Here is a 15,307-nt window from a genome sequence, read left to right as displayed (position 1 = left end):
TCCCCAGCGAGCCGAAATCTGTCCAGAGATTCAAACAATTTGAAAGACAAGAAAATTGCTTGCCCCTACGCAGGTGCCGGGCTAGCTTTCGGGGCTAGCCCTGATGGGCGGGGAGGTTGGAGCTCCCCGCCCTAAGGCTCGCCCTAGCCAGGGGCGAGCCCTGTTCGCAGTATTGCAACGGGGTTCGCCTGAGTCAATAGCAAATGAAATTGACTGAAATGGGCATATCTCCTCCCCCTCATCCGCTCGCCTGCACACCGATGCCATAGCATCCACGATGTGTTCGCACTGGTGACCGAGAAGGCCTACGGGCAGCACCGGTCCCATTTCGATGCCCTCGACCAAGAGGGCCACGGCCTCCAGTGGCTTCGCCTGGCCGACGACGGCCAAGTCGATGGTCCGCCCGATGCCGATCCCGAGGTGGGGTGGCTGTCGAGTGATGTGTTCTTCGGTGGGCTGGTCGAGCGGTTCTTCGAGATTGCGGAGCAATCCCCCGATTTCCGCTGGCTTCAGTCGGCCGCCGCCGGGGTGGACCTGGACGGGTACCAGCGGTTGATGGACCGGGGTGCCCGAATCTGCAATGCCCACCTCACCGCAATCCCCATAGCTGAGTACGTGCTGCGAGCTGTGCTCGATGTGTTCCAAAACGCCGGGCGGTGGCGAGCGGCCCAAGCCGATGGCCGCTGGAAGCACCACAACTTCCGCGAGGTGTGGCGATCCCGTTGGCTGATTGTTGGGCTGGGAGCCATCGGCGCAGAGACGGCCCGGCGAGCCCGGGCGTTTGAGGCCCACGTGACCGGCGTGCGCCGCCACCCCACCGGCGACGAGCCAGTTGACGCCATGATCGCCCCCGCCGATGTGCCCAGCGCCCTGCCGGAGGCCGACGTGGTGGTGCTGGCCGTGCCCGCCACCCCTGACACCGAGAACCTGGTTGACGACGCCTTCTTGTCGGCCATGAAGCCGGAATCGGTGCTGGTGAACATTGCCAGGGGCAAGCTGATCGACGACGAGGCCCTGCTGCGGGCCTTGGACGGCGACCGGCTGGCCGCTGTGGTCTTGGATGTGTTCAACACCGAGCCTCTGGAGCGAGACCATCCGTATTGGACTCACCCCAAGGTGGTGCTCACCCCCCACTCCTCCGGCGGAGGCATCGGGCGGTGGGAGCGGGGTGCCGATCTGTTCTGCGACAACCTTCGCCGGCTGCTGGCCGGCGAGCCCCTCGTCAACGAGGTGACCACGATGGAGCTGCTCACCACCGACCTTCCGTTCGCCTTGGGCCAGCAATGAGCCAACCAAGAGGCGCTCTCAACGGACTCCGGGTGCTGGACATCTCGTCTTTCTTGGCCGCACCCCAGGTGGCCACCTTCCTGGGCGATTTCGGCGCCGACGTCATCAAGATCGAACCGCCATCAGGCGAGGCCCTGCGCCGCATCGGGGCCAGCCGAAACGGGGAGTCGCTGGTGTGGGCCATGGTGTCGCGCAACAAGCGGGTCATCACCTGCGATCTGAACCGGCCCGAGGGACGCGACATCCTCCGCCAGTTGGTAGCGGAGGCCAATGTGCTGGTCCACAACTACTCCCCGGCCATGCTAGAGCGCTGGGACTGCACCTGGGAGCAGCTTCGGGCTCTCAATTCCGATCTGGTAATGGTGTCGGTCAGCCCCTACGGGCACACCGGCCCGATGGCCGATCGGCCAGGCGCGGGCACCATGGCCGAGGCCTTCGCCGGTCTCACCCACATGACCGGGGAGGCCGACGGCCCGCCCATGCTCACCTCTATACCGTTAGGCGACACCCTCACCGGGATATTCGGCCTCATCGGCGCCCTGGTGGCCTGCTACGGGCGGGACGTGAACGGCCTCGGCGGCCAACACGTGGACGTGTCGATGTACGAGCCCATTCTGACCCTGATGGGCAGCACCCTGGCGGCCTGGGATCCCGACGGCGACGACCCTCCCCCAATGAGGTTCGGCTCCCGCATCGAGACCGGGGTACCCCGCAACATCTACCGCACCGCTGACAATCGCTATCTGTGCCTGTCGGGCACCACCGACCGCCAGGTGGAGCGCATCTTGGCCCTGACCGGGCGGGACGGACCCGAGGACCAAGTCAAGTTCGCCCGCATGGCCGACCGGCTGGCCCACAACGACGAACTCGACGCCCTGGTAGCCGACTGGATCGCCCAACGCTCGCTGAAAGAGGCCGTGGCCGTCTTCGTAGAGGCCCGCATCCCGGTGGCCCCGGTCCACGACTTGCCCGGCCTGCTGGCCGACGCCCAGGTGCAGGCCCGCAACAGCATCACCCTGGTCGACCACGACGTGCTGGGGTCGGTGCCCATGGCCGCGCCCGCACCCATCCTGAGCTCAACCCCCGGCACCATCAACCACCCCGGCCCCCCCATCGGCGCCCACAATGCCGAGGTTTACGCCGAGGTGCTCGGCTGGGACGACGGCCGTCTGGCCCAAGCCCAAGCTGACGGGCTGGTCTGACTATTCTTCGCCCACCCCCTCAAAACGCGCCCGGCGCAGAAAGGTGTAGACGATGACTCCAGAGGAAGTGGCCGCGGCCACCGCTACCCCCGTTGGCGCCCTGGGGCGCAGCTATTTCTTTGCCGATGTTGTGCGGGAGACGATGGCCGAGTCTGGATTCACCGGAATGCCCGGATATGTGGGAGGCCGAGGCGGTGTGCTGGGGGATGTGGACTCCGACGTGGTGGTATCGGCATTTGCCCTGTTCAATCCGGCCATTGTCGAGATGGGTTGGAACCAGACCAAAGAACAGGGGTCGCCGTCTGATGCCGCCGCGGCCTTCGCAGTCGGCCTGGGCCGGTGGGCCGCCGACACCTTCGCTCACCTTGACGGACTGGATGAATTCGCTGCCGCCACCCGCACCGTGTTCGACACCGCGGCGCCGATGAGCCAGGCGCTGTACGCCGGGTGGCGGGCCATGCCGGTGCCCGGTGATCCGGCGGCGGCCACCGCCTTGTCTCTCCAAATTCTGAGGGAACTGCGCTTCGGGTTTCATGTACATGCGCTGAGCGCAGTGGGCATGGCCCCGGTAGAGGCCGTCGTAGTCCAGGCCGGACCCCAGCAGGCCCAGATGTTTGGCTGGAGCGAGCCGTTTCCCGACCCCGAGTCCCTCAAGGCGGTACATCGGCAGGCCGAGGAAATCACCTCGGCCCGGATGAATGAGGTCTACGAGGCCATTGACGCCAGCCAACGGGCCCATGTGGCGGCCACCGTCGGGGCCATCGCCGAAATCGCACTCGGGTAACCGAGATCAAGCACCGCTAGACGTCCAAAACCGACAGACGGCCCCGGGCCTCGAACTCGGCTCGGATCGCGTCGGCGTCGTCCGAAGCCAGCCGGCGATAGCCTTCCCCGTCGCGCACCCAGGTCTCGTCGTCTGACTCCCAGCGCTCCCGGCGCAGGGTGCGCTTGAGGATTTTGTTGGTCTCGGTCTGGGGCAAGGAGTCGGCCCAGCGCACATAGCGGGGCGTCCACTTGGTGCCCAGATCGTCTTGGCCAGCCAAGAATTCGACGAACTCCTCCGGGTCGAAGAGCGCTCCCGGGCGGCGCACCACCGCGGCCATCACCTCGTCGCCCACCGAAGGGCTGGGCACGGCGTAGACCGCAGCCAAGTCGATATCGAGGTGGCGTACCAAAATGCGCTCCACCGGGGCCGCCGCGAAGTTCTCCCCGTCCACCCGCAGCCAGTCGAAGTTCCGCCCCGCGAAGTACACGAACCCTTCGGCATCCCGATAGGCCAGATCGCCCGACCAGTAGATGCCGCCGTGGGTGCGCTCCTCATCGGCCTCGGAGTTGTTCCAATAGCCCTCGAACGTCGGTGCCGACACCATAGACACCAGTTCGCCGATGGCCTCATCGGGGTTGAGCAGCTTGCCGGTTTCGTCGAAAACGGCCAATGGCGCCTCCTCCCCGGTATCGGGGTTGAGGATCTTCACCGTCTCGTCGGCCCGGCCCAATGCGTTGGGGGGCGTGTCGGGGGTGCGGCTCACTGATACGCCCCCCTCGGTGGAGCCGTAGGAGTCCTCCACCGGCACCCCGAATCGGCGGGAGAACCGCTCCAGGTCATGCACCGCGCCCTCGTTGCCGAACACGATGCGCAAGGTGTTGTCGGCATCGTCGGGCTGTTCGGGGGTGGCCAGGATGTAGGTGAGGGGCTTGCCCACGTAGTTGAAGTAGGTGACGCCGAACCGGCGCACGTCAGGCAGAAAACCCGACGCCGAGAACCGGCGTCGGAAGGCAGCAATTCCCCCCGCAGTCAGACACGGAATCCAACCCGCCATCAGCGCATTTGAGTGGAACATGGGCATGGCCTGGTAGAACACGTCTTCGGACGTCAGCTTCCGCATCTCGGTGATCACCTCGCCGATCCGAGCCAGACGGGCCTGAGAACAAATGGCCGCCTTGGGGTCGCCGGTGGTGCCCGAGGTGAACAGCAACAGATAGGGGGCCAGCGGGTCGATGTCGGCATCGGGGGGCTCGACACCGGCGTAGGGGGCCAAGGCCGCGGCCCACTCCGGGGAATCCACATCCAGCACCCGGCCGGTGGCTGCGCCCAGATCCAGCCCGTCCAGCAGCCCACGATGGCGGCTCTCGGTGATGATGATGCCGCAGTCGGCATGGGTGATGTCGCGGGCCAACTCCGCCCCCTGCCGGGTGGGGTTGATTCCAACCACCGCCGCCCCGGCCGCCGCCGCACCGCCAAGCAGCATGGAGTACTCAGGACCGTTGTCCAGAAGCGCACCGACATGGAACGGCCCTTCCGACCGGCCGCCCAGCAGAAGATGGGCGCGGGCGACGCATCCGGCGGTGAACTCGCGGTAGGTGTGCTGCTTTTCCTCAAACAACACGGCCAGGCTGTCGTCGTCAGCCCGCCTCAGCACCAAGTCTCTAACGGTGGGGAGGGCTTCAGCAGGGGCGTCCACAACCGGGGATCGTAGACAGGCCGAGAGTGCCTTCTAAAACGCAGACGGGTCGAGGTGGAGAGGATCCAAGGGGATCGACAAGCCAGAGGCAATCCCAGTCCCGGTCCGAGCCAGCAGCGAACGGGAGACAACCACCGGCTGGCTGGCCTCCACCAGCAGCGCGAAAGAGCCACCTTCGGTCAATCGGTCAACCGGGACGACCAGGCGGCTATGCGGGGACACCTCTCGGGGATTGAGCTGGGCGATGGGAGTAAGTCTCCCGTCGGCAACCTTCGACACGGTTACCTGGGCAATGGAATCGGGCGAGGCGTTGACCACCACCAACGCCACGTCAGCGTCCCCGGCCCCGTTCCACGCAATCAGGTGGCTCCTAGAATGCACCGGAGTCCCGACGGTCGCCGCCACCCCCGCAGGAGACGATGCGGCCGACCCGGCCACTACCCGCTCGGCCACAATCGGAACCCCGTTGTACACCTGCACAGCAGCCCAGAACCCAACACCCTCGGCCAGAGATTCCCCTGCGCCATAGGCAAAGGGCGCGGAAGGCAGGGGGTAGGACCCCTGGCTCCCGAATACGAGGGCCACTCTCTGCTGGGCTGGCACCCTCAGCTCAAACGGTGGCAATGCGTCGCCGATTTCGGAGGGATCCAATCGAATCCTGACGTCGGCGGCCGCCTCCCGATCGGTCGGGTTGTACAAGACAATGTGCTCGGCCGCCCCCTCGTCGGCGGGCCCAGTGGGAAAGACCCATTGTGTCCGGGTTGCCGGCACCCCCGGCCCGGCGGTCAGCCCTTCCAGCCCCTCGCTGCCATCGAATAGCTGGAGCCTCCCGGCGACAATCCGCCCAACCTGCGTCTCCACGGTGGTGGAGACTGACGAGAAACGAGGCACCAAGTCGGTGGCATTCACAACTACCAGCGACCGGGCCGGAACCAGTACGCCGCGGAGGGCATGCGGTTCCCGGAGCCCCTCATCGGTGGAGAAGGTGAACTTCACCACTGCCCTCTCTGGGAAGGGGTTGAAGAGGGTGAAGACCAGGCGGGCATCCCGCCGAGTCGATCCGGCTGCGAAGTACCAGGTCTTTGAGGAGCGGGAGGCGCAAGGTACGACGTCCATGCCGGTTGGCCCCTGCACCCGTTGTTCCACCACAACCGAGCCGGAGTCCACCTCCACCAGTGCGGCGGTGTATTGCGACTCCACAATCTCGGCGAGCCGGAGGGAGGACCGTGACTGTGCTGGCACGTTCAACAGCACCTTTTCGGGATTTGCCCGCGGCGATACCGCTCCGATCGGCGTCGTCGGAAAGACCGATATCTCCGCGGCGACCGCAGCCCCGGTCGGATTGGCCACGACTACTGTGTGGTCGGCGAACTCGCCCGGAAGCGAGGTTCCCTCGGAGCAGTACCAGACACTCCCTTCAGCGTCCGGGCCGGGCGCCGCGCTGATTGCATCCCGGGTGGGCTGGACCAATCCCCCGTCAGAGTCGTCATCGCCACGGTCGGCCACCGCCAGCCCAATCACCGTCGCCAGAGCAATCACCACCAAGGGCCAGCGCATCACTCGGCCGCTCACCGAACAGACCTCTCATCAGCCAAATCGGTGATATCCAGTCGGCGACGCTTGTCGCCGGTGCTGAGCCGGGCTATCCCCACCAGGCCCACTACCCACAGCGCGATCTGCACCGACAGCAGCAACCGGTTCAGATCCGAGTTCCCGGCATCGGGCGGGGCGCCGATGGCGGCGCGGATATCCTCGGGACTTGCCGCCGTGTTGTGATAGGTGGCTATGCCCGCAGTGAGTCCCCCCGGCACCAAGTCGAGCTGGCTGTCGAGCATGTCGAATAACCAATCGGGAGCGCTTTGTGACAGCTCACCGTAGGGCGGGGGGGCCAAGCGCTCGGGCACCAATATGGTTCCGATCCCCCACCGGGACAGCTCGGCCCCTAGTCGGCTAGTACCCGACTCGGGTGCTTGCAGCACGGCATCGGCCACTTGGCTGGTGCGGTTGTCCAATCGGACGACCCACCGCTGGGCCACCGAGGGAAACTCCACTCCATCGGAGATCGCGAACGACAGGTGTCCGTCCAGATTCCAACTGGCCAGCGGCATCACGTCGGGATGGCCCAGCCAAAGAACCCGATGCTCAGCGGCCTCGTCATCGTCGGAGAACGGAGCAACGTCGGAGTAGTCGTCGCGGGTTGCGTTCCAGTCGCCACCCGAAACGACAGCCAGGGCTGGCAGCATTCCGGCCACCAACGCGGCGACGGCGGTGAAGGGCACAACCTGACGCCACCCGAAGCGATGACGGCGAATGTCCACCAGGAAGGCGGCCACCCCCATCGACACCGCGATGGCCAAGCCCACTGCGCCGGGAACCTGTATCACCTCGGGCCGGGGCAAGGGCACCGGCAACCAGTCCTGCTCGGCCACCAGGGCTACCGCGGCGGTGCCCAGGTACAGCGTCCACCCTCGTACCGCCCATGCCAGCCGGGAGTCATGGGCCAAAGCGAGAGGGAGCGCCGCGGCCATCGGCAGGGCCCAACCAAGGCGATTGTCGCCGAATGGCCCGGTGTCGAAGCGCAGGATCTCGGCCCAAGAATTCCCCCCGTTTCCCCCCGGCCGGTCGCCCAGCAGCGTGGGCAGGCTGTCGGCCAGCCAAGGAAGGTTCAAAACCGCGGCCACCGCCGCTCCGGCCACCGCCACCGCCACCATGCGAGCCATGCCCTTGACGGTCCCGGCAATGAGCGACCCCAGAATCAGACCGGCCAGCAAGAGGCCCATGACGATGAGGGCCTCTGAGGCCAGCGCACCGGCCAAGCCGAACAGCAGCCCAACCGCCAAGGCCTCCCGCAAGAAAGATGGGGGGCGCAAGCCCGGCCCCGGGCTTCCCCCCACGGTCCCATAGGGGGCCAGGCACGATCCGGCCAGCACGGCGCGCATAAGCCAGGGCACCGCCCCGTACATGAGCAAGGCGCTCCAAGCCCCGTTGGCCAGTGCGTTGTAGGGGACCGGATTGGCGAGGTACACCGCCAGCGCCACGCCTTGGATCCACAAGGAGTCGAAGGGGCGCATGAGCCGCCACAGCCCCAGCGCTCCCAGTGGAACCATGCCGACGATCAACACTGTGCGCAGCAGATCGGTCTGCCCCAAGAACAACCAGCTCAACAAGGTCAGAACTCCCAAGCCGGTGGGAGCAAAGCCCTCCTGCCCCAATCCCATGGGCCTGGAGTCGCTCCACCAGTCGCTCAAGAGATCAGAACTCGACCCCAGTTGGGCCATATCGCCCACCGCGGGAATGCTCCCGGCGACCAAATCCCGAGCCCCGAGCAAAACCAAGATCAGAGTGGCGATCCTCACGAGCACCGAGACTCGAGACCGGCTCAGCCGGGCCACCAGGGTGCTTCCCGTCGAGGTCCCGTCTTCCCCGCTGCTCCTCCAGTTCGCCAAGAGAGTGGCCAGAGGGGCAAGGCCCCGGGCCTGCGAGAGGCGGATGTGGGAATCCCCAACGTGGCGGGATTGCCCCACGGCCTGCCGTCGTCGCCGTATCGAACCCGGTCGAACCAGGTTGTGTCCCCACGATGCCCCGATCTGGCGAGCTTGGCGCAGATGACCGGTTGCCAGTGCGGCCAGCAGTTCGACAGCCGACAGCGCCATCGCCTGGGGAATCACCCGGACCGAATGCCAGGCTCCGTAGACCGACAACAAGGTGCGAATCCGATGGCGGCGAACCAGCCATTCGGTTTGGGTCCGGGAAATGCGATCGGCCAGCCGCTGGCGATGGCGGACCACCGCGGTTGGGGCAACCATGACACGCGCCCCCACCGTGCGAGCCCTCCAGCACAAGTCGACATGCTCGTAGCAGAACGACATCTCCGGGTCGAAGCCGCCGACGGCCCGAAAGAGGTCGCCGCGCACCAGCACGCATCCTCCCGGCACCGCGAACATCTCCTGGACGACGTCATGCTGCTCCTGATCGAGTTCGCCCACCCCAACCGAGGAAGTCGAAACCCCGGTCTTGTCCACCATGAGGCCGACTTGGAGAATGCGGCTGGGGTCGTCCCAGTCCACGTACTTGGGACCGACAATTCCTGCGTTGGATCGCACCGCCTCATGGGCCAGCAACCGCAGGGTGTTCGGGGCCAACGCCACGTCATCGTGGCAGAACACGTAGAAGTCGGGAGCAGGGTCGGCGTCCGGCAGCACTTGATTGGCCGCCGGTCCGAATCCGGGGTTGGAGTCCAACCGGTGGACCATGGCCTGGGGCAAGAAGCGCTGAACCCGTGCCGTGGAGTCCGACTCGCTGCCAGCGTCCACCACAGTCACATCCACTAGGGGAAGGTCTTGCGCGGCAATCGACTCCAGCGTCTCGTCGAACCACAAACCAGGATCGTGGCTCACGATTACCACGTGAATCCTGAAGTCGGCCTTGGCCTCCATCAGGATTTGTCGGAGTTGCGGCTGACGAACTCCCGCAGCGCCTCAGCGAGGGCCGGGGCCTGCTCAACTGCGTCCGAGAGCACCTTCAGCACCGACTCGGGAACCTGGCCCGCCAGGTCACCGACCGCTTTGCGCGCATCGTCAGGCACTTGATCGGCCAAATCGGAGAAGGCGTCTCGCAGCTCTTCGGGCAGCTGCCCTACTAGGTCCATTCGGGCGGCCTGAACGCGGTTGATGACCAACAGCCCGAGCCCCACCGCGGTATAGATGCCGTTGCGAATGCACTCAACCAGCGGGTCTTCCTCCGACACCGGCTCCTCGACCGGTTCGTCAACTGGCTGCGGATCGCCCACCTCAACACCGTACCGGCCCGTCCTGCAACAAAAGAGGCATGCCGCAGAGCACTTGGCATCCGCCATCGGGCACAGCAAATGCACGCGAGAAGTGGCACACTCGTTGCGATGCGAGCCCTGGTCACCGGGTCGCGGGGTTTTGTTGGGACACACCTAGTTGCTCATCTGAATGCCTGCGCCGACGACGTAATCGAGGTGGATCGGGTGATCGGCAGCCCTCCCATCGAAGACGCCGGGGCCATCGCCGAACTGATCGCCGAAACCAAGCCCGATGCGGTGTACCACCTGGCCGGCCAGAGCGACGTGGCCGCCTCTTGGAGCGATCCAATGGGCACATTCCTCGTCAACGCCGACGGCACGCTCCATGTCGTGCGGGCCTGCATCGACGCCGGAGTTGAGCGACTGCTGGCCGTGACCAGCAGCGACATCTATGGGATGGTCGGCCCCGACGAGCTGCCCATTACCGAACACGCCCCCCTTCGCCCGGTCAATCCCTATGCCGCCAGCAAAGCCGCTGCCGAAATGGTGTGCATTCAGGGATTCCTGGGCCACGGCCTCGGTGTGATCCGAGCCCGAGCCTTCAACCACCTGGGCCCCGGCCAGAGCGAGCGCTTTCTGGCCCCGGCACTGGCGACCCGCATCGCCCGCAACGAGCACTCCGGCATCTCCGTGGTCCCAGTTGGGAATCTCTCGGCCCGACGAGACTTCACCGACGTGCGCGACGTGGTCCGGGCCTACCGCTTGCTGGTGATCGACGGCGAGCCCGGAGAGGCCTACAACGTGTGCTCGGGCCGCGATGTGGCCGTTTCCGAGATCGCCAAGATCTTGCTGGACCTGGCCGAGTTCCCAATGAGCCTCGAACAAGACGACCGCCTTTTCCGGCCGGTCGACTTGCCGGTGCAACGGGGAGACAACGCAAAACTCCGGGCGACCACCGGCTGGGCCCCAGAAATAGACCTCACCGACACCCTGACCGACACCCTTGAAGATGCCCGCAACGCTCAAACCGGCCAAACTGGTGACTCCCATGGCTAGACGACAGCCCCGAGGAATTGCACCGGCGATCAGGATCTACGGGCGGAGCGTGAATTCCCATGGCTGAGCGACGAGCGCTTATCACCGGGATCACGGGCCAAGACGGCTCGTATCTGGCTGAGTTCTTGCTCGAAAAGGGCTACGAGGTTGTGGGGCTGGTCCGGCGGTCGAGCATGGTCAGCTTCGAGCGCATCGCCCATCTCCAGAACCAGATCACCATTGCCAGCGGTGACCTACTGGACGAGGCCTCCCTCATCGAGGCGCTGAAGCACCACCGCCCCACCGAGGTGTACAACTTGGCGGCCCAGTCGTTCGTGCAAACCTCGTTCGGCCAGGCCGTCCTCACCGGGGAGACCACTGCACTGGGAGTCACCCGGCTGCTAGACGCCATCCGCATCGTCGACCCCTCCATTCGCTTCTACCAGGCGTCCAGCAGCGAGATGTTCGGCAAAGTTCGGGAGGTTCCCCAAACCGAGGAAACCCCCTTCTATCCCCGCAGCCCATACGGGGTGGCCAAGGTGTACGGCCACTGGATCACGGTCAACTACCGGGAGAGCTACGGGCTGCACGCCAGCTCGGGCATATTGTTCAACCACGAATCCCCCCGACGGGGCCTGGAGTTCGTCACCAGGAAGATCACCCACACGGTGGCCTCGATCTTTCTGGGCCGCCAGAGCGAGCTGCGCCTGGGCAACCTCGAGGCCAAGCGCGACTGGGGATACGCCGGCGACTACGTGAAGGCCATGTGGCTGATGCTCCAGCAGGACGAGCCCGGCGATTACGTGGTGTGCTCGGGGGAAACCCACTCGGTGCGGGAGTTCTGCGAGCTGGCCTTCGCCCACTTGGGCATGGACTATCAAGAATTCGTAGTGATCGACGAGGCCTTCTTCCGCCCGGCCGAGGTCGACATGCTGGTGGGCAATCCCAGCCGGGCCACCTCGGTGCTGGGCTGGCACCGGGAAGTCGGATTCCAAGATCTCGTGGCCATGATGGTGGACGCCGACTTGGACCTGCTCCAGGGGAAGCTGAAGGGGATTTCTTGATCAATCCTGTCAGCTGCTTGCCCAAGGGGATTTCTTGACCAAACCTGTCAGATGCTTGTCCGAGGGGATTTCTTGACCCCAAGTGTGGTCACGCTTGCTGGAGGGGTGGGGGCGGCCAAGCTGCTCACCGGATTGATCCGAGCTCACCCGCCCCACGACCTGCTGGCGGTGGTCAACACCGCCGACGACATCGTGCTGCACGGCCTCCATGTGAGCCCCGACTTGGACACAGTGGTGTACACGCTGGCCGGAGCGGTCAACCCCGACACCGGCTGGGGTTTGGCTGGCGAGACCTGGCAGGCCATGGACGCCTTGGACCGCTACGGCGGGATCACCTGGTTCCGCCTCGGCGACCGCGACCTGGCCACCCACCTGTACCGGACCCACCGAATGGGCCAAGGGGCTGATCTGGCCACGGTCACCGCCGAGATCGCCGCCGCCTGGGATTTGGAGCTGACCGTGTTGCCGGTGACCAACGATCGGATTGAGACCAGGGTCACCACCGCCGACGAAGGCGAGATCGGCTTTCAGGACTACTTCGTGCGCCGCCGCCACAACGTGGCCGTATCTGCGGTTCGGGTGGCCGGGTCGGAGCGGGCCCGGCCTGCTCCGGGGCTCCTCGAGGCCTTGGCTGCGGCCCGGCTCATTGTCATCGCCCCCTCCAATCCCATCGTGTCCATCGGACCGGTGCTGGAAGTACCCGGCGTGCGCCAAGCGGTAGCCGACCGCCGGGACGCGGTGGTGGCGGTTTCGCCCATCGTGGGCGGGGCCGCCCTCAAGGGCCCCGCCGACCGGCTCATGCGAGAGCTCGGCCATGAATGCTCGGTGGTGGGAGTGGCCCGGCTGTACCGGGATGTGGCGGCCACGCTGGTGATAGACGAGGCCGACGCCCACTTGGCCGACGACGTCGAGACGGTGGGCGTGGCCTGCGTGGTGGCCCCGACCATCATGGACGACATAGAAGCGGCGACTGACCTGGCCCGAGTTGTCCTGGGATGCTCGGCGGAGGGAGCCCAAACATGAGGCTCGAGATTTTCGGTGTGGAGGGTTTGCCGGAGATCGAGGCGGGAGACGACTTGGCTGGGATGATTGCCGAAGCGGCCGACCTGGCCGACGGTGACGTGGTGGTGGTCACCCAGAAGATCGTCTCCAAGGCCGAGAACGCCATGGTCGCGGTGGACCCCGACGACCCCTTGTCGCACAAGCCGGTGGTGGAGCAGGAGTCGGTGCGGGTGCTTCGGCGGCGGGGCGATCTCGTCATCAGCGAGACAAAGCACGGATTTGTCTGCGCCAACGCCGGGGTCGACCGGTCCAACGTGGACTCCAACCAGGCCGCCCTTCTGCCCGACGATCCCGACCGCTCGGCCCGAAGGATTCGCGACGGGATCAGGGCCCGTTCCGAAGTGGAGGTGGGGGTGATCGTGTCCGACACCTTCGGGCGGCCCTGGCGGCGGGGGGTGGCCGATGTGGCTATTGGCGTGGCCGGGGTCCGGCCCATTCTCGACCTGAGGGGCACTCCCGACGCAATGGGAAGGGAGCTCCAGATGACCGAGGTGGCCGTCGTGGACGAGCTGGCTGCGGCGGCCGAGCTGGTCATGGGCAAGACCGAGAACGTCCCAGTGGCCGTTATCCGGGGGATTGACCCGGCCTGGCTCGGCCCTGGGAGCATCCAAGCGGACTTGGTACGCCCTCCAGGCGAAGACCTTTTTCGCTAGTCCGCTGGCACCCGCTCGCCGTTCAAGACCGCAGATGAGGGCACGACAACGTCATCTCCCACCACCGACAGATCACTGAGACGGGCTCGGGCGCCGATCTCCGCCCCATAGCCCACGATGGAGCGCTCGACCACCGCTCCCTGGCCTACGCGGGCACCGGGAAGCAACGCAGAGTCGATGACCGATGCCCCCGAAGCAACGACTGCACCCTCCATCACGATCGAGCCTTCAACCGCAGCATCGGATGCAATCTCAGCCGTCGCGTCGACCCAGCCGCCATCAGACAAAGCCTTCTGTACTTCCAGATAGGCCTCCGGTGTCCCGGTATCCACCCAGAAACCGTCCCATGCCAAGGCATACATTCCCCCCCTATCCACCAGTTGCGGAAACACTTCCCGTTCGATGGACGCCCGGGCCCCCTCGGCCACCGAGTCCAGCGCGGTGGGCTCCAAGGCGTATATCCCAACGTTGATCTGGTTGCTGGGGGCCTGGCCGAACGGGGGCTTCTCCACGAATTCACGCACCCGGCCGTCAGGCTCGCACACCACCACACCGAAGCGGGAAGGGTCGGCCACCGGCGCCAGCGCGATGGTGGCCAGCGCATTGCACCGGCGGTGCAGTGACAACAGATCAGCAAGGGGAAACTGGTGGATCACATCGCCGTTCACGGCGATGAATGTGTCACCTACCTCGGCCATCCGAGCCGCGAAGGCGATGGCCCCGGCGGTGTCCAACGGTTCGGGCTCCACTGCGTAGAACAGCTCCACCCCGGCGCAGCGATGCTGGGGATAGGCGGCCTCGAATGCGTCCGGCCGATATCCAAGAGACAGAACCGCTCGAGTGATCCCCTGCTCACCCAGACGCCCCACCACATGCTCGATCATGGGCCGGTCGACAACTGGAAGCATCTGCTTGGGGCGGGTCAGCGTCAGAGGCCGAAGTCTGGTACCGAATCCGCCGACCAGAACAACCGCGTCCATGCAAGTGGTTCGCCCGGCTCAGCCGCCGTCTTCCACCCTGACGCCCGGCACGTTCTCATCGAAGTTCTCGTCGAACTCCACCGGCCCTTCGGGCTGGGAGAGGTCGGCCACCAGAGACGGCGACACCGCGAGAAGGTCGTTGACCGTGGGGGGCAGAGGCAATACCGCGTCGCGGGGTGCCAGCGCGATGGTGAAGGCCTCGCCGTCCTTCTTGAAGCGGACATCGCCGAAGTCGTCGTAGATGCGCTCATCGGGCTCCGCGGCCACTGCGGTGAGGGCGTTGGACCAGCGCACGATTTGCATAACCGCCGGCTGCCCGTCACACACCGCGTCAACCGCGCTGATCACGCCGAATTCGGCCGCGGTGATCCCGTTCTGGTCCATGGTGACGAACATCGCCTCAAAGAACTTGGCCATGACGGCATCCTCGCCAGCGGCGTTGGCGGTAAACGGGTGGATGTGGATCAGCCCGTCGGAGTGGGAGTGGATGCCCTCAGGGTCGTAGGGATATCCCTGGTTGTTCCTCCGGCCCTCGAATACGGGCTGATGCGCACCGCCTTCGCCGTCGGTGCAATCCCACACGGTGTAGGCCGAGTGCCAGTGGTCGCTGAGGCCGGGGCGCGACTCGGCGTCGCGCTGGGTGCGGGCGATGGCCACCACGGCGACGCCGATCAGGATGATGAGCACCACCACGGCGGGAAAGCCGATGATCCGGCGCTGCTGTCCCAAGCCGCCCATCGACGCGGCCCGCGCCACCTTTCGTGAACCAGAGGCTCTTGCCACGATTTACCACG

Annotated in this window: 13 protein-coding genes; 7 read left to right on the top strand and 6 right to left on the bottom strand. The window is 65.9% G+C overall.

What is annotated here, in order from left to right; all coding sequences use genetic code 11:
• Positions 1–279: 279 nt before the first annotated feature.
• From OXG30_11315 to OXG30_11305, 3 genes are read left to right on the top strand one after another with little or no spacing between them, the layout of a single operon-like run.
• Positions 280–1,287 (top strand): D-2-hydroxyacid dehydrogenase, encoded by a 1,008-nt coding sequence (locus OXG30_11315; GenBank protein ID MCY4135483.1) that lies wholly within the window; start codon positions 280–282, stop codon positions 1,285–1,287.
• Positions 1,284–2,489 (top strand): CoA transferase, encoded by a 1,206-nt coding sequence (locus tag OXG30_11310; protein MCY4135482.1) that lies wholly within the window; start codon positions 1,284–1,286, stop codon positions 2,487–2,489. Before OXG30_11315 ends, OXG30_11310 begins: the two co-directional genes overlap by 4 nt.
• Positions 2,490–2,541: 52 nt before the next feature.
• Positions 2,542–3,273 (top strand): hypothetical protein, encoded by a 732-nt coding sequence (locus tag OXG30_11305; protein ID MCY4135481.1) that lies wholly within the window; start codon positions 2,542–2,544, stop codon positions 3,271–3,273.
• A 16-nt stretch (positions 3,274–3,289) separates the two neighbouring features.
• Here OXG30_11305 and OXG30_11300 read toward each other — a convergent pair whose 3' ends face one another.
• Genes OXG30_11300 through OXG30_11285 form a run of 4 tightly spaced genes read right to left on the bottom strand, consistent with a single transcriptional unit; the run spans position 3,290 to position 9,740 of the window.
• On the bottom strand, positions 3,290–4,951 hold the full coding sequence (locus OXG30_11300) for an AMP-binding protein (protein ID MCY4135480.1): 1,662 nt from the start codon (positions 4,949–4,951) through the stop codon (positions 3,290–3,292).
• A 33-nt stretch (positions 4,952–4,984) separates the two neighbouring features.
• Complete coding sequence (locus OXG30_11295) at positions 4,985–6,523, bottom strand: DUF5719 family protein (protein MCY4135479.1); 1,539 nt, start codon at positions 6,521–6,523, stop codon at positions 4,985–4,987.
• Positions 6,520–9,387 carry a glycosyltransferase family 2 protein gene (locus OXG30_11290; GenBank protein MCY4135478.1) on the bottom strand — a complete coding sequence of 956 codons (2,868 nt, stop codon included), beginning with the start codon at positions 9,385–9,387 and terminating at the stop codon, positions 6,520–6,522. The genes OXG30_11295 and OXG30_11290 overlap by 4 nt, the downstream gene beginning before the upstream one ends.
• The gene (locus tag OXG30_11285) at positions 9,387–9,740 is read right to left on the bottom strand and encodes a hypothetical protein (GenBank protein MCY4135477.1); all 354 of its coding nucleotides are present in this window, start codon (positions 9,738–9,740) and stop codon (positions 9,387–9,389) included. The genes OXG30_11290 and OXG30_11285 overlap by 1 nt, the downstream gene beginning before the upstream one ends.
• A gap of 108 nt (positions 9,741–9,848) precedes the next feature.
• Between OXG30_11285 and OXG30_11280 the strand changes: the two genes are divergently transcribed.
• The 4 genes from OXG30_11280 (at position 9,849) to cofE (ending at position 13,533) form a co-directional block, all read left to right on the top strand.
• Positions 9,849–10,775, top strand: a complete 927-nt coding sequence (locus OXG30_11280; protein ID MCY4135476.1) for a GDP-mannose 4,6-dehydratase — start codon at positions 9,849–9,851, stop codon at positions 10,773–10,775.
• A gap of 59 nt (positions 10,776–10,834) precedes the next feature.
• Entirely contained in the window at positions 10,835–11,818 is a 984-nt protein-coding gene (gene gmd / locus OXG30_11275) for a GDP-mannose 4,6-dehydratase (GenBank protein MCY4135475.1), read from the top strand.
• A gap of 72 nt (positions 11,819–11,890) precedes the next feature.
• Positions 11,891–12,841, top strand: a complete 951-nt coding sequence (gene cofD, locus OXG30_11270; protein ID MCY4135474.1) for a 2-phospho-L-lactate transferase — start codon at positions 11,891–11,893, stop codon at positions 12,839–12,841.
• A complete protein-coding gene (gene cofE, locus OXG30_11265; GenBank protein MCY4135473.1) occupies positions 12,838–13,533 on the top strand; it encodes a coenzyme F420-0:L-glutamate ligase in 696 nt (231 codons plus the stop codon). The genes cofD and cofE overlap by 4 nt, the downstream gene beginning before the upstream one ends.
• On the opposite strand, the gene OXG30_11260 is transcribed toward cofE, so the two are convergent.
• Together OXG30_11260 and OXG30_11255 are read right to left on the bottom strand one after the other, a co-directional pair.
• Positions 13,530–14,513, bottom strand: coding sequence for an NDP-sugar synthase (locus OXG30_11260; GenBank protein MCY4135472.1), 984 nt, complete (start codon positions 14,511–14,513; stop codon positions 13,530–13,532). The two genes, cofE and OXG30_11260, sit on opposite strands and share 4 nt — an antisense overlap.
• Positions 14,514–14,531: 18 nt before the next feature.
• Positions 14,532–15,296 carry a hypothetical protein gene (locus OXG30_11255; protein ID MCY4135471.1) on the bottom strand — a complete coding sequence of 255 codons (765 nt, stop codon included), beginning with the start codon at positions 15,294–15,296 and terminating at the stop codon, positions 14,532–14,534.
• Positions 15,297–15,307 lie beyond the last annotated feature (11 nt).

It is taken from the genome of bacterium (assembly GCA_026708015.1).
Lineage (GTDB): Bacteria > Actinomycetota > Acidimicrobiia > Acidimicrobiales > Bin134 > Poriferisocius.
The sequence above is the reverse complement of the archived record's forward strand: the minus strand, read 5'-3'. Positions and strand labels throughout refer to the sequence as shown.